The sequence below is a fragment of the Kribbella sp. NPDC026611 genome, assembly GCF_040638345.1.
Classification (GTDB): domain Bacteria; phylum Actinomycetota; class Actinomycetes; order Propionibacteriales; family Kribbellaceae; genus Kribbella.
Genome location: NZ_JBEZYC010000003.1, coordinates 407,132 through 424,233, shown reverse-complemented (window position 1 = coordinate 424,233; position 17,102 = coordinate 407,132). Strand labels below are relative to the sequence as shown.

The following is a 17,102-nucleotide window of genomic DNA, read 5'->3' as shown; positions in this document are numbered from 1 at the left end:
CGGACGGCAGCCTCAGCGGGTGAGCAGCGTCTGGTCGGCCGCGGTCGCGGCGGTCATCAGCAGCCGGGTCCGCGTCCCGGACGGCACCTCGTACTCCGAGGTGCCACGGCAACAATCAGTCGCGGTCAGCTTGACCGTGACGACAGCGTTCGATCGCCGGAACTCGAGCACACCGGTGCTGGCCCCCTCGGCCGTGAAGACGGTCTGGAACGCGCTCTCACCGATCCCGGTCACCGGCGTGATGGCCGCGCCGTTCTTGCGGTCGTCCTCCCGGTCCCCGTCGAACCGTGTCCCAGCCGCCGGCGCGCCGCCCTTCTTCGCCGAGACGACCTGCAGCTCGATCGTCACCCGGCGCTCGACAGGTCCGCGGCGGTACGCCGACCAGAAGTGCTTACGGTCCTGCTTGTAGGCCCATTCGCAGTACTTGTACGGGATCAGGACATGCGATTCCTTCGCCTGCGCGGGGCCGATCTTGGCCCCGACGTCGGTCGCGCGGACCGCGGCCGGTCGAGGCAGGAGCTCGCAGGGCCCGAGGCCGGCGGAATATCTCGCTTCCGGTTGGGCGTGGCAGCCCGGCAGCAGAAGGAGTACGGCGGACAGGGCAACAACCGGCCTCAACGACGGCATCGGCGCAGACTAGGCCAGGCGGCGGGTCAGTTCGCCGTACGACGGAACCGATCGGACTGCTCGCGCATCGGAACTGGTTGTGAACGCCCAGCCCAACCCGCAGACGCCCGAGCCGACCGTCTTCACCGGGGAGCGCCGGAAGATCTCCCGGGCCGCCCGGCGCCGCGTCCACGCCCGCGAGCACCGCGTCCGTCGTACCCAGAAGCAGGCCCGCGCCCAGCTCCCGACCGCCTGGTAGGGCGCTACCGCTCCTGGTGGTAGGCCAGCAGCTTGCCCAGGATCGACGCCAGCCGGGTCCGGTCGGTCGCCGACAGCGGCGCGAAGATCTCGTCCTGCGCGTCGGTGACCAGCGCCGCGAGCCGCTTGTAGTGCCGGCGGCCGGCCGCGGTGATCTTGATGATGTTGCGGCGCCCGTCGGCGGGGTCGGGGCTGCGCCCGACGTACCCGTCCTCCTCCAGCTCGTTGAGCGCGGCAACCACATCGCTGCGGTCGATGAAGCTGCGCCGGCCCAGCTCCGCCTGGCTGGCCGGGCCGAACTCCACCAGCGTGGCGAGCAACCGGAAGTGGTACGCCCGCGCACCCCCAGCGGTGAACGTCTCGGTGATCGTCCGGTGCACCTGGGCCGCACTCTGCGTCAGCAGCCAACTCGGCAACCGGGTCAGCGCGCTCGGGGTCTGCTCGTCCACGGGCGCAGTCTAGACATTGACAGGACCTACAACGGGCGCGCTGCTGCGGATTCACGAGGCTGAGACAATCCAGTTGCTCCCGGCCACGAGCCTGGGTGGCTAGGACTCGCGGGCGTCGAGTAACTCGTCCCAGTGTTTCTCGGTCCATGCGCAGACTGCATCGAGGGGGCCGAGGAGGCTGCGGCCGAGGTCGGTGAGCTGGTACGTGACTCGCCGGGAGGGCTCGTCGTACGCCGTCCGCAGCACGAACCCGTCGCGCTCGAGCGTGCGGAGCGACTGGGTCAGCACCTTCGGGCTCACTCGGTGCAAGGGCACGCGCAGCTCGGAGTACCGCCGCGGGCCACCCTCGAGGCACCGGATCACCAGCCCGGCCCACTTGTCGCCGCCCACCCGGAAGGGCAGCAACGACGACGGACAGATCTCCTCGAACATGTCCGCCCGCAATGCCTCCACCTCACCAAGGTATCCGATCGGTAACCACCCCACCTCCTACCGTTTCCAGCCCCGACACCAGGAGGTTGCAGTGAGCAAGATTCTCGTCATCGGCGCCCGCGGCCGAGCCGGCCGCGCCGCCATCGAGGAGGCCCGCCGCCGAGGCCACGAGGTCACGGGCGTCGCCCGTCGAAGCCCCGAGCTCACCGGCGTCACCGGCGTCACCGGTTCGGAGGGAGGAGCGGGCGACGGTGAGCTCGCCGACAGGATCCGCACCGGAGACGTGACCGACGCTGCCGGCATGGCGATCCTTGCGACCGGACACGACGCGGTGGTCGCAGCCGTGTACGACGGCAGTTCCGACCCGTCCACGTTCTTCCCAGCGGCCGCGCGCGCCCTGGTCTCGGCTCTGGAGAAGGCTGCCGTACCTCGGCTGATCTGGGTCGGACTGGCCTCGATCCTCCCGACCGCGAACGGCGTACTGCTGATGGATCGGCCCGGGTATCCCCAGGAGTACCGACCGTTCTATCTGGCGCACCAGACCGTTCTGGACATCTTCCGGTCCTCCGGTCTGGACTGGGTCTCCATCGCTCCCGCCGGCGACTTCGACCACACCGAGGCACCCCGCGGCAGCTACCAAGTCGCCCCTGCTGACGCCACCGCCCAGATCACCTACGCCGACCTGGCCGTCGCGCTGATCGACGAGATCGACCACCCCACTCACCACGCCACCGCCATCGGAGTGGTCTAACTTGCCTACTCGCTCGCCGGCCTGTCCGCCGGTTAGGTTCGGCGCATGCCTGGCGCCGAGGAATACCTGACCAAAGCCCTGCAACTGGCTCACCAAGCAGCAGATTCCCAGCTGGGTGCGATCCGCGTCGCCGCCAACCTGGTCGCCGACGCCTTGTCCGCCGGCCACACCTTCTGGGTCTTCGGCACCGGCCACAGCCACGCGCTGGCCGAAGAACTCTACGGCCGAGCCGGCGGCCTGGCCGACGTACGAGCCATCCTCGAACCAAGCCTCATGCTCCACGAAGGCCTCCAGAAAAGCTCCCTCCTGGAACGCCTCCCAGGCCTGGCCGAAGCCCTGCTGCAAACCCACCCGGTAGCAGCCGACGACGTCGTCCTCATAGCCTCGAACTCCGGCCGAAACGCCGTCCCCGTCGAATTCGCCCTAGGATCCCGCGACCGCGGCGCCAAAGTCATCGCCCTGACCTCGATGGACCACTCGACAGCAACCACCTCGCGTGCCCCCAGCGGCCTGCACCTCTACGAAACCGCCGACGTAGTAATAGACAACTGCGGTCTCCCCGGCGACGCGATCATCACCGTCCCCACCGTTCCCGAACCAACCGGGCCCACCAGCACCATGATCGGCGCCCTACTGCTCCAGGCCCTGACAGTAGAGGTAGTCACCACCCTCGCAACCCGCAACCAACCCCCCAACATCCTCCGCAGCCTCAACATCTAGCGCCCTGTGGCCGGTGGTGGGAGGTAGCGGGCGGCGGTGAGGGCCAAGGCGGCGAGGATGCAGGTGGCAGCCGCTGTCCGGATCAGTGGGGTGTAGCCGAGGGTGGTGGCGAGAGCGGCGGCGGCAAGGGGCGCGGTTGCGGTAGCGATGGTGATTGGCGTGCCGAGGATGCCGGCGATCGTGGCGTAGTCGTGGTCGCCGTACCGGTCGAGGACGATGGCTGGTTTTGCGAGGGAGGCGACTCCGAAGCCGAGGCCGAAGGCGGTCAGACAGGCGGCGGCGCCGGCGATGCTGTGGCCGGCGGCGGGCAGGAGTACGAGGGCGGCGCCTTGCACGCACACGATGACGGCGGTAATCGAGGTGATGGACAACCATCGGCGCAGGATCGTGACCGTGACGCGGCCGGTCACCGACAGCAGGCCGAGGAGACCGGTCAGTCTTGCGGCGGTCGTGGGCGTGTGTCCGAGCCAGGTCAGGTAACTGACGAGGTGTACGCCGATGACCGCGAGCGCCGAGCTGTGCAGGACGAACGCGACTGCGAGCAGCCAGAAGCCCGCGTCGCGCAGTACTCGGCCGGGGCGAGCCGTGGGTGATTGGCGCGGTGCAGGTGGCGGCGCGGAACGCAGTACGAACGCATGCAGGGGGATGGTCGCGACAGCGACTACGGCGGCCAGGACGACCAGGGCATGCCGCCAGCCGTAAGCGTGGATGAGCTGGCCCGTGAGCGGGATGAAGATCGAGCTCGCGAATCCAGCCACGAGCGTCACGCCGAGGAGAGCCGTCGTACGGCGTTCCGGTGCTGTGACGGCGACGATGACCGCGAACGCCGGCGGATAGAGCACCATCGCCGACGCGACACCGAGGGCAACGAATACGACGTACAGCTGGCCCGGCGACTGCACCCGCGACCACCCCAGCAACGATGCGGCAGCGATAGCCGCGCCAACAGTCATCAGCGCGTGACCGCCGTGCCGGTCGAGCCAGCGCCCGACCGGGACGCCAAGGACCGCGCTGACGAGCGATGCCGTCGTCAGGGCACCGGTTGCGACAGTCGTCGAGATCCCCAGCGCGGTGCGCATCGGATCGAGCAAGGCGCTGAACGCGTAGTACAGCGTGCCGTAGCTGATGGTCGTGGTGATCGCGAGTGCTGCCACCACGTCACGCCGGATACCTCCGCGACCGCTGGTCGTGCGGGCGGTCGCGGAGGTTGCCGGAGGCATCAGCCGCAGCAGCCCGAGGACTTGGTGGTGTCGTCCTCGATGACCGTCAGCAGGCCGCCGCTGATGCCGGTGGCGAGTCCGCGGGCGGCGGGGGTGGCGACCGCTTGCGGCGCCGGGCCGCAGCAGCCGCCGGTCTCGTCGGACGTAGCGCCGTACGCGAGGTTGGAGGAACAGACTCCGGTCTCAGGCAGGTTGAGCTGGACGTCGCGCGCGGCTTCCCAGTCCCCGGCCAGGGCGGCGACGACCGACCGCGCCTGCTCGTAGCCCGTTGCCAGTAGGAACGTCGGCGCGCGGCCGTAGGACTTCGCGCCGATTGCGTAGTACCCGGGCTCGGGGTGCGCCAGCTCGTCGACACCGTGCGGAGGCACGGTGCCGCAGGAGTGCTTGTTGGGGTCGATCAGCGGCGCGAGGGCGCGGGTGGAGCCGAGGATCGGGTCGAGGTCCAGGCGCAACTCGGACACCATGTCGTGGTCGGGCCGGAAGCCGGTGGAGTTGACCACCGTGTCGGCGACGACCCGGCGCTCACCCGCGGCCAGCTCGACCCGTCCATCGGCCGTACGGTCGACGGCTTCGATGCGGAACGAGCTCACCAACTCGACGCGGCCGGACTGCACCAGCCTCTTCAGTCGGCTGCCCAAGGCACCGCGCGCGGGGAGCTCGTCGGCCTCGCCACCGCCGTACGTCCGGGCCTGGTCCGTGCCGCGCACGACCCACACCACTTCTGTCCCGGGCACCTCCTGCGCCAGCTCGCCGAGGTCCAGCAGCGTCGTCGCGGCCGAGTGTCCGGCGCCGACGACCGCGGTACGGCGACCTGCGTAGCGCTCCCGGTCCGCGCCGAGTACGTCGGGGAGCGCGTGCGCGATGCCGCCGTACGCCGCCACCTCGCCGCCGTAGGCCTCGCCGCCGTACGCCGCCTCGCCGCGGGCCGGGATGCCGGAGGCGCCGAGGACGTTCGGCTTGCGCCAGGTGCCGGCGGCGTCGACCACGGACGACGCGAGCAGTTCGGTCCCGTCGGCCAGCCGGATCAGGAACGGCGCGGCCTCCCGCCCAGCACTGCGGACTCGATCGAAGCCGACCCTCGTCACCGCGACCACGCGGGCGTTGTAGCGGATCCGGTCGTTCAACGCCGGCGTCTTCGTCAGCGGCTCCAGATACGCGTCGATGAGGTCACCACCGGCGGGCAGCACGCCAAGGTCGGGCTCGGTCCAGCCCGCTTGCTCCAGCAGTCGCCGGGCCGCGCTGTCGATGTCGTAGCGCCACGGGCTGAAGAGCTTCACGTGCCGCCATTCCTCGATCGCCGCCGCGACCCCCGGACCGGATTCCAGTACGACGAAGTCCAGGTCCCGCTCCGCGAGGTGCGCGGCGGCGGCCAGGCCGATCGGCCCCGCACCGATGACGACCACCGGCGCCGCTGTTCGTTCGCCCACGATCCAACCCCTATCTAGAAGATCATCGAAACAACAGCAGCTTGCCTGCTGATTAGACAGGAGTCAAGATAGATCCATGTCGAAACAGGAGATTGCCCTGACGCCCGTCGCCGGCGGCGGTTGCTGCGCGCCGATCTCCGATGCGGCGCTGGATGCGGCCGGAGCCACGGAGGGCGCGGCGGTCTTCAAGGCGCTCGCCGATCCGATCCGGCTGCGACTGTTCTCGATCATCACGTCCGCGGGGGACGAGGTGTGCGTGTGTGATCTGACGCCGCAGTTCGACGTCAGTGGTCCGACGATCTCGCACCACCTCAAGGTCCTCCGCGAGGCCGGCCTCGTCGACTGCGAGCGACGCGGGACCTGGGTCTACTACTGGCCGGTGCCCGAACGCCTGAAGTGGATCTCCACCCTGCTGACCGCCCCGGAGCTCGCGCACTGACCTGTCGGCTTGACCCAGCTCTAATACCTCAGTAAATATTGAGTCAATGAACACTGATCTGACATCGCGAGCTCGCGTCCACGCGGCCCTCGGCGACCCGGCACGCCTGGCGATCGTTGACACGTTGGTAGCCGGCGATGTCGCGCCCGGCGAGCTGGGTACTGCGCTGGACCTGCCGACCAACCTGGTTGCGCACCATCTGAAGGTGCTGGAGGAGGCCGGCCTGATCACGCGGACACGATCCGAGGGCGATCGTCGGCGTACCTATGTGCGACTGTTGCCTGAGGCACTGTCCGTCATCGCCTCCCCCGCCCTGATCGCAGCGAAGCGAGTCGTCTTCGTCTGCACGCAGAACTCGGCTCGCTCGCAACTCGCCGCGGCGATCTGGTCTCGGCGCAGCCACGTACCCGGCGTCTCCGCAGGCACCCAGCCGGCCGAGCGAGTCCACCCGCGCGCACTGAAGGTCGCGCGTCGCCACCGACTGGACTCCACTGGCTGGCGTACGGCGCACCTCGACGACGTCGTACGGCGTGACGACCTCCTCGTCGCGGTCTGCGACAACGCCTACGAGCACCTGCCACCCGAACAGCGTCCGCGGCTGCACTGGTCGGTGCCCGATCCCGCGCCCATCGACACCGACGCAGCCTTCGAAGCGGCGTACAACGAACTCTCCGGCCGCATCGACCGCCTGTCAGCGGCCATCTCAACGAGCCACAGATGACGGCACCTCTCTGGCGGCGCGCGCTCGCCGAAGGACTCGGCACCGGCCTCCTCGTCACCGTCGTGGTCGGCTCGGGGATCGCCGCTGCATCCCTGTCCCGCAACGACCTCGGCCTCCAACTCCTGGAGAACGCCTTCGCAACCGCGCTCGGACTGGCGGTCCTGATCCTGATGCTCGGCCCGGTGTCCGGCGCGCACTTCAACCCGGTCGTGTCCGCGGCCGACTGGTGGCTCGGACTCCGTACGGGCAACGGCCTGCCCCTGCAGGAACTGCTGGCCTACATCCCCGCGCAGATCGCCGGTGGAGTCGTGGGAGCGATCCTGGCCAACCTCATGTACGGCGGCGCCGCGGTGTCCTGGTCGACGACGCATCGCGGGGCCGGCCACCTGTACCTCGGTGAGGTTGTCGCCACCGCGGGACTGATCCTGCTCATCTTCGCGCTCGCCGCAACGAACCGCGCTTCGCTGGCACCCGTTGCCGTGGGCGCCTACATCGGGTCGGCGTACTGGTTCACGTCGTCCACCTCGTTCGCGAACCCGGCAGTCACCATCGGGCGAGCGTTCAGCAATACCTTCGCCGGCATCGCACCCAGCTCGGTCCCCGGCTTCGTCGCCTTCCAGATCCTTGGTGCCGTCGTCGGGCTCGGGCTGCTCGCGTTGCTCTATCCCCACGCCGGCCGCGCCGCCGGCGACGCCGTGACTTCACACACCGAAACCGTGGGAGCAGCTTCGTGAGCAAGCCGAGTGTTCTCTTCGTTTGCGTCCACAACGCCGGCCGTTCGCAGATGGCCGCGGGCTGGCTGCGCCACCTGGCCGGCGACCGCGTCCAGGTCCGGTCCGCCGGTTCCGAGCCCGCTCGTCAGATCAACCCTGTAGCAGTCGAGGCAATGCGCGAGGTAGGCATCGACATCACTGAGGCCGTCCCGCAACTCCTCAAGGCCGAAACCGTCCAAGACAGCGACGTCGTAGTCACCATGGGCTGCGGAGACGCCTGCCCCTTCTACCCCGGCAAACGCTACGAAGACTGGGTGCTCACCGACCCAGCCGGCCAACCAATCGAGACAGTCCGCCAAGTCCGCGACGAAATCCGCACGCACATCGAAAATCTCCTGGCGGACCTACTGCCGTCCTGACCTACACACCCGGCAAATCGCTAGGCCGAGCGAACGATATCGATCGAAACCTCCACGGCCCGAACAGCCCCTCTGTTCTCGAGCCAGTGCACTGTCCGACGATCCTCAGGCCACCCAGGCCCAGGCCCGTAGTCGGTCGCGATGCCGTCCCGATGGTCAGTAATGGTCCCCTCGAGCACATAAACAGACCCCGGCCGCCCCACATGATCATGAACCGGCCCAAAAACCGCCCCCGCCGCAAACGTAAACCGCCGCGTCCGAAGCTGATACCCCTCCATCCCCGCCACCTCGCCCCCAAGCTCAACCACCGAAAGCAACTCCACCGAAACACCCGTTGTCTCCGGCACCACCTGCTCATCACTCATCGCGCTGTCCTCCCCGTAAAAACCTCGCCCAACCAGGCCGGCGATCCATCGTGATCCCACCCCCGACAAATCCACAACCCACCTCGCCGACCTCGCAGCTCGGGGTGTTTCAGGTCCAGGTGTTGTCGGCCTGCGGGTCCACGGCAAACTGCATAAGTGGTCCGATGTCGTCTGGATTTCTGTCGAGCCGCCGCAGCGAGTCGAGGTACGCCGCCCGCTGCTCCTCGAGGCCTACCTGCAGATGTGCTCCCCAGGAGAAGCAGTCCTCCCCCAGACCCAGGCCAAGCGCAAGTTCTTCGGCGATGATGCGCGCGTGCCGTCCATTGCCGTTCTGGAACGGGTGGATCTGAACCGTTCGGTGATGCAGCCGCAGGATCACCTCGGCTGGGCTGAAGGTCTGATTCTCGACCCAGTACGCCGCGTCGCCAATTGCAGCAGGCCAGTCCTCCCGGATTCGATAGGGCTCGATCCCAACGCTGAGCTCACGGGTGCGAACGCGCCCGGCCCAAGCCCACACCTGGTCGAACATCCGCCGATGAATCTCGCATTGCCCAGGAACTGACAGCAGGTCAGGCACATCGAGTGCCTCGTCCCGAATCCAGAACCGGGCATCGGCGATGTTGCGGCTTTCGATGTCGTTGAGCTCAGCCATCGTTTCGATGCCCTGATGAGGCGCCAGAAGGTACTGCCGGTCCTCCTCCTCAACCGGCGTGGCTCCGTATGGCTGGTTGAGCGGGTCGAACACGCTCACAGGCAGCACACCTTCACGGTCGGCGCCTCCACCACAGCACGCCCACAACCGACCGCGCCTCTCACAGGGTCTCGAGCAGGCGTTCCGTGGCCTCATTGACGGAGCGCTCAGCAGCCGCTTCGCTGACCAACTGCGCCTCGAGCGCCATGTGCCGGTTGACACGGCCAACCATTCGTTCAGCCGTCTGACGAGCGATCTGATGCGTCTCCTCGTCGCTCAACACCCCGCGCCGATGCGCGTCTCGCACCTTCGCCCAGGCAGAGTGCGGCCGCTTGTCCGGATTCACGTAGGCGAGCTTGACCTTGGTCAGTTGCGCAAGCAGCTCTGGCACCGAGATGTCATCGACCAGCTTGCGGCTCATCAGCTCGTCGACAGTGACTGCCAGCGACCGAGGACGGGCAACTGCATCCGCCAACCATCGCGAAATCTGCGCTTGTGAGGTCCCCAACGCCTCAGCGACAGCGTCCTGGCTACAGCCGGCCCCCACCTGCTCAACCGCAAACCGCCGCTGATCCAGCTCCACCAGCTCTCGCCGCGCCCGAACCCGCGCAGCCTCATGCGCGGCGCGCGCACTCAGCACAGACTTCCGAACAGGCATCAGCCACCCCTTCTCATTCAATTTGAATGATAACAGGCCCTTGAGTTCTCATGCACAGGCTTAGGTGACATGCACACGGCCTGGACCACCATCCGCGGAACGGGCGGGCAGCTTTATTGACCAGGGTGGCGCGAGGTAGTCGCGGGCGTGGGGTTGTCTAGGTGGCTCGGTAGGCGACGGTTATGTCGTAGCGGTCTGAGCGGTAGACGGAGCGGCCGAATTCTATGACTTCGCCGTTGGCGGTGCGGGGGGCCGAGGTGATGATCAGGCAGGGGGTGGTGGTGCCGATTTCGAGGAGTTCGGCGTCTACCGGGTCGGGTGGGGCGGCGACGATGGAGGCGGAGACCATGCCGAGCGTCACGGCGTACCGGCTGGAGAGTTCGTTGTAGAGGGACTTCTCGGCGAAGTCGGTCTCGTCCAGGCCGGGGTAACGGTGCAGGGAGAGGGCCGTGCGTTCGATCGCCATCGGCTCGCCGTCGGCGGTGCGGAGGCGGACGAGGTGCAGGACCGGGGTGCCGACGGGTTCCTCGAGCTCCCGGGCGAGGTCCTCGTCGGCGGCACCGACGCGGTGCTCCAGGACCTTGGCGCCGGGCTGGATGCCGCGGTTGATCATGTCCTGGCTGAAGGACGAGGCGAGCATCCGGGACGGGCGCGGCTCGGCGACGAAGGTGCCGCCGCCGGGGCGGCGGGCGGCCAGGCCCTCGGCGACCACGCGGTCCACCTCCTGCCGGACGGTCATCCGGGCGACGCCGAAGCGCTCGGCCAGGACGCGCTCGGACGGCAGCACGGTGCCGACGGCCAGCGATCGGGTGAGGTTCTCCAGAATCTCGCGGATCTGGTCACCCTTCGGCCGATCGGTGCGCAGCTCCGTCGGGAGTTCGGCGAGGTCGCCTGGGTTGTTCCTTGGGCGGGCCATGAGGTCAGTATCCCTGGGAATCTGCCCGGCAAACCGGTTGCCGGGGGACGCGTGCCGCGGTGCTTCGTACCGCGTAAAGCCGCCCGGACCACACTGTCCCGGACGATCTTGTCAGCCCGACTGTAACGTCCAGTGCCACCTCACGGCCAGTGACGATCCACCGCACTCAGCCAATTCCAAGCAAGGTACTTTTAGCGCTATGACCCCGGGACAGTTCGTGCAGGAGACCTCGTCCGCCGGCGAGTGGAAGCGCCAGGGGAACAGATTCACCGGCCGGATCAGCAAAGACTCCACCGCCGCCCCCGGCGCAGGCCCCGACGACCAGGGTCGCTGGCCGGTCGAGCCGGGTCGGTACCGGCTGATCGTCAGCCTCGCGTGCCCTTGGGCGCACCGCTCGATCATCGTACGGCGGCTGCTCGGCCTCGAGGACGCGATCAGTCTCGCCGTCGTCGACCCGGTCCGCGACGAACGCGGCTGGCGGTTCACGCTCGACCCTGACGGCCGCGACCCGGTGCTCGGCATCGCGTTCCTCGCCGAGGCGTACCAGCGCTCGGACCCGGCGTACGACGGACGCGTGACGGTGCCCGCGATCGTCGACACGTTGACCGGCGAGGTGGTCACGAACGACTACCCGCAGATCACGCTCGACCTCTCCACCGAGTGGACGGAGTACCACCGCCCCGACGCACCGCGGCTGATCCCCGAGGACCGCGCGGAGATGGACCAGCTGATCGACGAGATCTACCGCGACGTGAACAACGGCGTGTACCGCGCCGGCTTCGCGACCAGCCAGGAGGCGTACGAGGCGGCGTACGACGCCCTCTTCGCGCGGCTCGACGCGCTCGAGGAGCGGCTGGGCGACCGCGACTACCTGCTGGGCGACACGCTCCGGGAGGTCGACATCCGGCTCTTCACCACGCTGGTCCGGTTCGACGCGGTGTACCACGGTCACTTCAAGTGCAACCGGCAGAAGCTCACCGAGTTCCCCAACCTCTGGGCGTACGCGCGCCGCCTCTACCGGCTCCCGAACTTCGGCGAGACCGTCGACTTCGACCAGATCAAGCGGCACTACTACGTGACGCACCACAACATCAACCCGACCGGCATCATCCCCAAGGGCCCGGACCCGGCGGTGTGGGTCACACCTTGAGCGCGGACACCGCCCCGTCGACGCCGGCCCGTAGCTGCGCCCGCGTCGCCCCGGACCGCGACCGCAGGTTCACCGCGTAGGCGAGCAACGTCAGCATCTCCGCCGCATCCCGGACCGACACCCCGGCATGCAACTCACCGTTGCGCTCAGCAACAGTCAACGCGTTGGCAAAGGCATGCCGCAGTACGGCGTGATGCTCGGCCAGCAACGCCTGTACGGCGGACCGCGGGCTCTCGGTGTGCGCATTCGCCACCAGGCAGCCCCACCCGGCGAACTCGCCCGTGCACCGCAGCCGCAGCAACCGGTCGAAGAACGCGCTCACCGCCACCAGACCTCGATCGTCGGACGCCAGCCGCTCGAACATCGGCCGCGACCGCTGATCCAGGTACCGCTGGACCGCCGCCGCGTACAGCTCGTCCTTGCCGCCGAACGCGTTGTACAGGCTCGACCGGCTCAGCCCCGTCGCCGCGACCACGTCCTGGATCCCGGTCGACGCGACCCCGCGCCGCCAGAACAGCAGCTCGGCCGCGGTCAGCGCCGCCGCCTCGTCGAAGTGTTTGACATCCGCCACGTCGACGAGTCTATCTTGGAACGACCGATCCAAGATAGGGAGTCGCCGTGGACATCGACGTACTGGTGCTGGACGTCAACGAGACGCTGACCGACCTGGAGCCGCTCCGGGACCGGTTCGCCCAGGCCGGGCTACCCAGGGAGAGTCTCGACGTGTGGTTCGCGGCGACGTTGCGGGACGGTTTCGCGCTGACGGCGGCCGGGGCGTACGCAGAGTTCCGGACGATCGGCGCGGACATCCTCACGGAGCTGCTGGGTGTCAGCGACGAGGAAGTGGTCAACGAGGTGCTGAAAGGATTCACCACCCTTCCCTTGCATCCGGATGTGGCGCCGGGTCTGACCAGGATCCACGAGGCCGGCATCCGGATCATCACCCTGACCAACGGTTCCGCGGCGATGTCGCAGCAGGTGTTCGCCGACGGCGGCATCCTCGACCTGCTCGAGCACCGCCTGGACGTCGGCGTGCCGCAGCGCTGGAAGCCGCACCCCGACTCCTACCGGCACGCCGCCGACGTCTGCGGGGTTCCCGTCGAACGCATGGGCCTGGCCGCCGTCCACCCCTGGGACATCGACGGCGCCCAGCGCGCCGGTCTCACCGGCATCCACATCGACCGCCGGAAGACGCCGTACCCCAAAGCCTTCCGCACGCCGGACGTCACGGTGCCGGACTTCCAGGCCCTCGCCGAGGCCCTTCCGGCGAAGGAGAGCTAGCGCGCCCTTCCGGTAAAGTGGTTCGTGGTGCGCCGGGAAGTCTGGTCGGCTCCGTCCGACCGACCCCGAAACGAAGGGCTGATCATGAGCCAGCACCCTCGGATCCGGCAGAAGAAGCGCGCATTTCCCCGCATCCTGGGCCGCGAGCGAGCATTCCTCGCCAACACGCTGCGGGCCGAGACGACCGGTGGCCTCCTGCTACTCGCTGCCGCCGCGGTTGCGCTCGCCTGGGCCAACTCGCCATGGCAGGATACCTACCACCACCTCCGCGACACCCAGCTCGGCCCGCTCACCGTCGAGGCCTGGACCTCCGACGGCGCCCTCGCGCTGTTCTTCTACCTGGCCGGCGTCGAGCTGAAGCGCGAGCTCGTGGTCGGCACGCTCTCGAAGTTCGGCGAGGCGGTCGTCCCGGTGGTCGCCGCCATCGCCGGGATGGTGCTGCCGGCAATCATCTACCTCGGCATAAATCTTGCTGCCAGCAACGGAAAGCCGAAGGGCTGGGCGGTGCCGACGGCAACGGACATCGCCTTCGCCCTCGCCGTCCTCGCCATCGTCGGATCCTCCCTGCCGAGCGCGCTCAGAGCGTTCCTGCTCACCCTCGCCGTGGTCGACGACTTCGGCGCGATCCTGGTGATCGCCGTGTTCTTCTCGCACGGCTTCCACCTGCTCTCCCTCCTGATAGCCCTGGCGCTGATCGCCGTCTGCTACCTGCTCCAGAAACGCAGGATCCGTACGCCGTTCCTCTACATCCCGATCGCCGTCGCCGCCTGGTGGTTCATGCACGAGTCCGGCATCCATGCCACGATCGCCGGCGTCGCACTCGGCCTGGTCACGCGGGTCGTCGCCGACAAGGACGAGGAGCACGCCCCCGCCGAGCGCGTCGAGCACCGGCTCCGGCCCTGGTCGGCGGGCATCGCCGTACCCCTGTTCGCCCTCTTCGCTGCCGGGGTGACGCTGAGCGGGCACGCGGTTCGGACCATGCTCACCGACCCGGTCGCGATCGGGATCGCGGCCGCCCTCCTGATCGGCAAGGCCGTCGGTGTCTTCGGCGGATCGTGGCTGACCGCCCGCTTCACGAAGGCCGAGCTGAACTCCGACCTCGCCTGGCGGGACGTCGGCGCGGTCTCGGTGCTCGCCGGCATCGGGTTCACCGTCGCGCTGCTGATCGCGCAGCTCGCGTTCGGTCACGACCTCGCCCAGGTCGAGCGGGCGAAGGCGGCCGTTCTGGTCGGCTCGGTGCTCGCCGCGCTGATCGCCGTACTGCTTCTCACCCGGCGCAACCGCGCGTACGCCGACTGACCGCCCGGCACAAAAGGTAGTGTCGGAGCACGGACGCCCGGGAAGGAGTGCCATGTCGATGGGGCAGAACGGGGACGAGCCCACGGTCGGCCAGCTCGTCGCGAACGCCAGCAAGGACCTGTCCGACCTGGTGCGCAGCGAGCTCGAGCTCGCCAAGACCGAGCTGAAGAAGACCGCGGTCGCGGCCGGGACGGGTGCCGGGATGTTCGCGGCGGCCGCCTTTCTGGCGCTGCTCGCGGTGATCCTGCTCTGCATCGCGGCGGCCTACGGGCTGACCGCGGCCGGGCTGCACCCGGCGATCGCGTTCCTGATCGTGGCCGGGGCGTTCCTGGTGATCGGTGGCGTGCTGGTGCTGATCGGGATGCGCGCGCTGAAGGGCGCGAAGGCACCCGAGCGGACAATCAAGAGCGCGCAGGAGTCGGTCGAGGCGCTGAAGGCGATCGGCAAGGGCGACGACGACAAGCGCGCCGCGCTCCCCGAGTCGGGCGTACGGCGCTGAGTCCGGCGGGTGTCGTCGACCTGCTGGTCGACGGCCCCTGGTCGCACTCGCTGGTGGCGGCCAACGGGGCACGGTTCCACGTGGCCGAGTGCGGTGCTGCGGACGACCCGCTCGTGCTGTTCCTGCACGGGTTCCCTGAGTTCTGGTGGGCCTGGCGGCACCAGCTGCCCGTGGTGGCCGCTGCTGGGTACCGCGCGGTCGCGATGGACCTGCGCGGCTACGGCGCCAGCGACAAGACGCCACGCGGGTACGACCCGTACACCGCGGCCTCAGACGTCTCCGGGGTGATCCGGTCGCTCGGTGCGACGGACGCGATCATCGTCGGGCACGGGTGGGGTGGCTTCATCGGCTGGTCGGCCGCCGTGCTGACACCGCGGCAGGTGCGTGGGCTCGCGGCGGTGTCAGCGCCGCATCCGTTGCTGCTGGCGCGGTCCGGGCTGAGGCAGGCGCTGACCCGCAATGCCTGGTTCCAGCTGCCGATCCTGCCCGAGCGGCGACTGCTGGCTCAGGACGGGATTCACATCGAGCGTCTACTGCGTGCCTGGGCTGCGCCCGGCGGGACCTTCCCCGACGCTGAGGCGTCGAGAAGGTACCGCGCCGCGCTGCAGGTGTGGCCGGCTCCGCACTGTGCGCTCGAGTATCACCGGTGGTTCGCGCGGTCACGGCTGCGGCCGGACGGGCGCAAGTACTCCGCCCAGATGCGTACGCCGGTCGCCGTACCGGTCCTGCAGCTGCACGGCGCTCAGGACTCGGCCATCTCCCCTACCGCGACCACGCCACCGGAGCTGGTCACGGCTCCGCTCCGCCACGAACTCATCACCCCAGCCGGCCACTTCCCCCACGAGGAAGCACCGGAGCTGTTCAACAGGCTTCTGGTGGACTGGTTGCGATAGCGCATGGCATGGTCCCGGCCTCCAGACCGACTCCAGTCGCGACCGTCCAGACACCGCTAGCCTGCTGCAGGACGTAGTGCGCGACCCGGGCCAAGCCGCAACCGTCGTGCAGGGTGAGCTGGACCTGTTGCCGATCGCCCTTGGGGACGACCGGGCCGACGATGACGATCGCGGCACGCTGGGGACGGCAGGACTGGACCCGCGTGCCGCCGGCGGCGACATCCCAGCGCACCGGGGCGACCTTCGTCACCGCCTGCTCGATCCCTGCCTTGTCTGCGTCGCTGAAGGTCACCGGGGTGGCCCTCGACTGGGGTGTGGCCCCCTGGTAGGTGGTGGCCAGCGGCTGTGAGGAGGGCCAGGCGTTCCGCGAGATCACCTCGACCTCCGTCCAGCCTCCGGACGGCTGGTACCGGCTCGCCAGCGTTGCGATCGCCACACCCCAGACGTCACCGAGTTCGCTGTGCGCGGGGGTAGCTGCCGGCGGCGCCGGGTGGGACGGGCGGTCGGCGCCGTACAGGACGCCGGCGAGGACCGCGAGTACGGCGGCCGCCGCGAGCAGGACCGGCACCGGCGACCGCCGGCGTTTGGTTGCCTCAGGCAAGTGATCGAGCAGGCGCTCCTGCTCCGTGAAGGTTTCCCGGAGGAGGTCGCCGAGCTCGGCGTCGGTCAGGTCGGGCATGTCAGGAGTCCTCTGTGGGGAGGCTGGTGCGGAGGGTGGCCAGGGCGCGGGCGGCGTTGGAGCGGACGGTGCCCGCGGAGACGCCGAGCAGCTCGGCGATCTCGGCGTCGGGCAGGTCCTCGTAGTACCGCAGCACCAGGACCGCGCGTTGCTTGCGGGGCAGGACGGACAGCAAGCGCCAGGCGGCGTCGCGCTGGGCCTGACGGGCGCTGATGTCCTCGGTGGTCGGATGCTCGATCGGCTCCGCGAGCGGTACTTCGCCGTTCTTGAGCAGGCGGCGCCAGCTGAGGAACTCGTTGACCAGCATGGTCCGCAGGTACGCCTCGGGATGGTCCAGCGTGCCGATCCGCTCCCACTTGCGATGGGCGCGGGCGAACACGGTCTGGACCAGGTCCTCGGCGGTGTGCACGCTTCCGCTCAGCATCAGCCCGAGACGCAGCAGCGGCCGCTCGCTCGACCGCACCAGGGCGTCGTATGAGAGCGGATCCGTCGTCACCGTCACACCCCTTGAATGCG

At 68.9% G+C, this 17,102-nt stretch carries 24 protein-coding genes; 12 read left to right on the top strand and 12 right to left on the bottom strand.

The features are described 5' to 3' along the window. Window positions 1-12 precede the first annotated feature (12 nt). Window positions 13-627 (bottom strand): hypothetical protein, encoded by a 615-nt coding sequence (locus AB0E69_RS13980; protein ID WP_360144095.1) that lies wholly within the window; start codon window positions 625-627, stop codon window positions 13-15. 79 nt (window positions 628-706) lie between these two features. Between AB0E69_RS13980 and AB0E69_RS13975 the strand changes: the two genes are divergently transcribed. Beyond that, complete coding sequence (locus AB0E69_RS13975) at window positions 707-865, top strand: hypothetical protein (RefSeq protein WP_360144092.1); 159 nt, start codon at window positions 707-709, stop codon at window positions 863-865. Window positions 866-869: 4 nt separating this feature from the next. Here the strand turns inward: AB0E69_RS13975 and AB0E69_RS13970 are convergent, their stop codons facing one another. Together AB0E69_RS13970 and AB0E69_RS13965 are read right to left on the bottom strand one after the other, a co-directional pair. Then, entirely contained in the window at window positions 870-1,313 is a 444-nt protein-coding gene (locus tag AB0E69_RS13970) for a MarR family transcriptional regulator (RefSeq protein ID WP_360144089.1), read from the bottom strand. 99 nt (window positions 1,314-1,412) lie between these two features. Next, window positions 1,413-1,766: a helix-turn-helix domain-containing protein gene (locus tag AB0E69_RS13965; protein WP_360144086.1), complete on the bottom strand. Its 354-nt coding sequence runs from the start codon at window positions 1,764-1,766 to the stop codon at window positions 1,413-1,415. A 70-nt stretch (window positions 1,767-1,836) separates the two neighbouring features. Here AB0E69_RS13965 and AB0E69_RS13960 point away from each other — a divergent pair, with 70 nt between their 5' ends. Together AB0E69_RS13960 and AB0E69_RS13955 are read left to right on the top strand one after the other, a co-directional pair. Further along, on the top strand, window positions 1,837-2,496 hold the full coding sequence (locus AB0E69_RS13960; protein ID WP_360144083.1) for an NAD(P)H-binding protein: 660 nt from the start codon (window positions 1,837-1,839) through the stop codon (window positions 2,494-2,496). A 45-nt stretch (window positions 2,497-2,541) separates the two neighbouring features. Then, window positions 2,542-3,216, top strand: a complete 675-nt coding sequence (locus tag AB0E69_RS13955; protein ID WP_360144080.1) for an SIS domain-containing protein — start codon at window positions 2,542-2,544, stop codon at window positions 3,214-3,216. On the opposite strand, the gene AB0E69_RS13950 is transcribed toward AB0E69_RS13955, so the two are convergent. Further along, complete coding sequence (locus AB0E69_RS13950) at window positions 3,213-4,436, bottom strand: MFS transporter (protein WP_360144077.1); 1,224 nt, start codon at window positions 4,434-4,436, stop codon at window positions 3,213-3,215. The genes AB0E69_RS13955 and AB0E69_RS13950 overlap by 4 nt on opposite strands. Beyond that, window positions 4,436-5,863 (bottom strand): FAD-dependent oxidoreductase, encoded by a 1,428-nt coding sequence (locus tag AB0E69_RS13945; protein ID WP_360144074.1) that lies wholly within the window; start codon window positions 5,861-5,863, stop codon window positions 4,436-4,438. The genes AB0E69_RS13950 and AB0E69_RS13945 overlap by 1 nt, the downstream gene beginning before the upstream one ends. Before the next feature lie 76 nt (window positions 5,864-5,939). Here AB0E69_RS13945 and AB0E69_RS13940 point away from each other — a divergent pair, with 76 nt between their 5' ends. The 4 genes from AB0E69_RS13940 to AB0E69_RS13925 are packed head-to-tail and all read left to right on the top strand — an operon-like array spanning window position 5,940 to window position 8,155. After that, window positions 5,940-6,302: a metalloregulator ArsR/SmtB family transcription factor gene (locus AB0E69_RS13940; RefSeq protein ID WP_360144071.1), complete on the top strand. Its 363-nt coding sequence runs from the start codon at window positions 5,940-5,942 to the stop codon at window positions 6,300-6,302. Between the two features lie 46 nt (window positions 6,303-6,348). Then, entirely contained in the window at window positions 6,349-7,023 is a 675-nt protein-coding gene (locus AB0E69_RS13935) for a helix-turn-helix domain-containing protein (RefSeq protein WP_360144068.1), read from the top strand. Then, window positions 7,020-7,757 (top strand): MIP/aquaporin family protein, encoded by a 738-nt coding sequence (locus tag AB0E69_RS13930; protein WP_360144064.1) that lies wholly within the window; start codon window positions 7,020-7,022, stop codon window positions 7,755-7,757. Before AB0E69_RS13935 ends, AB0E69_RS13930 begins: the two co-directional genes overlap by 4 nt. Further along, entirely contained in the window at window positions 7,754-8,155 is a 402-nt protein-coding gene (locus AB0E69_RS13925) for an arsenate reductase ArsC (RefSeq protein WP_360144061.1), read from the top strand. The genes AB0E69_RS13930 and AB0E69_RS13925 overlap by 4 nt, the downstream gene beginning before the upstream one ends. Window positions 8,156-8,175: 20 nt before the next feature. Here the strand turns inward: AB0E69_RS13925 and AB0E69_RS13920 are convergent, their stop codons facing one another. From AB0E69_RS13920 to AB0E69_RS13905, 4 genes are all read right to left on the bottom strand, one after another. Continuing rightward, complete coding sequence (locus AB0E69_RS13920) at window positions 8,176-8,520, bottom strand: cupin domain-containing protein (protein ID WP_360144058.1); 345 nt, start codon at window positions 8,518-8,520, stop codon at window positions 8,176-8,178. Between the two features lie 109 nt (window positions 8,521-8,629). After that, window positions 8,630-9,271, bottom strand: a complete 642-nt coding sequence (locus tag AB0E69_RS13915) for a mobile mystery protein B (RefSeq protein WP_360144055.1) — start codon at window positions 9,269-9,271, stop codon at window positions 8,630-8,632. A gap of 61 nt (window positions 9,272-9,332) precedes the next feature. Next, window positions 9,333-9,794: a hypothetical protein gene (locus tag AB0E69_RS13910; RefSeq protein WP_360144052.1), complete on the bottom strand. Its 462-nt coding sequence runs from the start codon at window positions 9,792-9,794 to the stop codon at window positions 9,333-9,335. A gap of 232 nt (window positions 9,795-10,026) precedes the next feature. After that, entirely contained in the window at window positions 10,027-10,785 is a 759-nt protein-coding gene (locus tag AB0E69_RS13905) for a GntR family transcriptional regulator (protein WP_360144049.1), read from the bottom strand. A gap of 199 nt (window positions 10,786-10,984) precedes the next feature. On the opposite strand from AB0E69_RS13905, the gene AB0E69_RS13900 reads away from it, so the two are divergent. Continuing rightward, window positions 10,985-11,935 carry a glutathione S-transferase C-terminal domain-containing protein gene (locus tag AB0E69_RS13900; protein ID WP_360144046.1) on the top strand — a complete coding sequence of 317 codons (951 nt, stop codon included), beginning with the start codon at window positions 10,985-10,987 and terminating at the stop codon, window positions 11,933-11,935. Here AB0E69_RS13900 and AB0E69_RS13895 read toward each other — a convergent pair. Beyond that, window positions 11,925-12,506 carry a TetR/AcrR family transcriptional regulator gene (locus AB0E69_RS13895; protein ID WP_360144043.1) on the bottom strand — a complete coding sequence of 194 codons (582 nt, stop codon included), beginning with the start codon at window positions 12,504-12,506 and terminating at the stop codon, window positions 11,925-11,927. The genes AB0E69_RS13900 and AB0E69_RS13895 overlap by 11 nt on opposite strands. A 47-nt stretch (window positions 12,507-12,553) precedes the next feature. Between AB0E69_RS13895 and AB0E69_RS13890 the strand changes: the two genes are divergently transcribed. The 4 genes from AB0E69_RS13890 (at window position 12,554) to AB0E69_RS13875 (ending at window position 15,907) form a co-directional block, all read left to right on the top strand. Continuing rightward, the gene (locus AB0E69_RS13890; protein WP_360144040.1) at window positions 12,554-13,216 is read left to right on the top strand and encodes a haloacid dehalogenase type II; all 663 of its coding nucleotides are present in this window, start codon (window positions 12,554-12,556) and stop codon (window positions 13,214-13,216) included. A gap of 84 nt (window positions 13,217-13,300) precedes the next feature. Further along, on the top strand, window positions 13,301-14,515 hold the full coding sequence (gene nhaA / locus AB0E69_RS13885; protein ID WP_360144037.1) for a Na+/H+ antiporter NhaA: 1,215 nt from the start codon (window positions 13,301-13,303) through the stop codon (window positions 14,513-14,515). Between the two features lie 58 nt (window positions 14,516-14,573). Next, window positions 14,574-15,014, top strand: coding sequence for a phage holin family protein (locus AB0E69_RS13880; protein WP_360144034.1), 441 nt, complete (start codon window positions 14,574-14,576; stop codon window positions 15,012-15,014). A gap of 53 nt (window positions 15,015-15,067) precedes the next feature. Next, entirely contained in the window at window positions 15,068-15,907 is an 840-nt protein-coding gene (locus AB0E69_RS13875) for an alpha/beta hydrolase (protein ID WP_360144031.1), read from the top strand. On the opposite strand, the gene AB0E69_RS13870 is transcribed toward AB0E69_RS13875, so the two are convergent. Together AB0E69_RS13870 and AB0E69_RS13865 are read right to left on the bottom strand one after the other, a co-directional pair. Next, the gene (locus AB0E69_RS13870; RefSeq protein WP_360144028.1) at window positions 15,876-16,586 is read right to left on the bottom strand and encodes a hypothetical protein; all 711 of its coding nucleotides are present in this window, start codon (window positions 16,584-16,586) and stop codon (window positions 15,876-15,878) included. The genes AB0E69_RS13875 and AB0E69_RS13870 overlap by 32 nt on opposite strands. Window position 16,587: 1 nt before the next feature. Beyond that, window positions 16,588-17,082: a SigE family RNA polymerase sigma factor gene (locus tag AB0E69_RS13865; protein WP_360144024.1), complete on the bottom strand. Its 495-nt coding sequence runs from the start codon at window positions 17,080-17,082 to the stop codon at window positions 16,588-16,590. Window positions 17,083-17,102 lie beyond the last annotated feature (20 nt).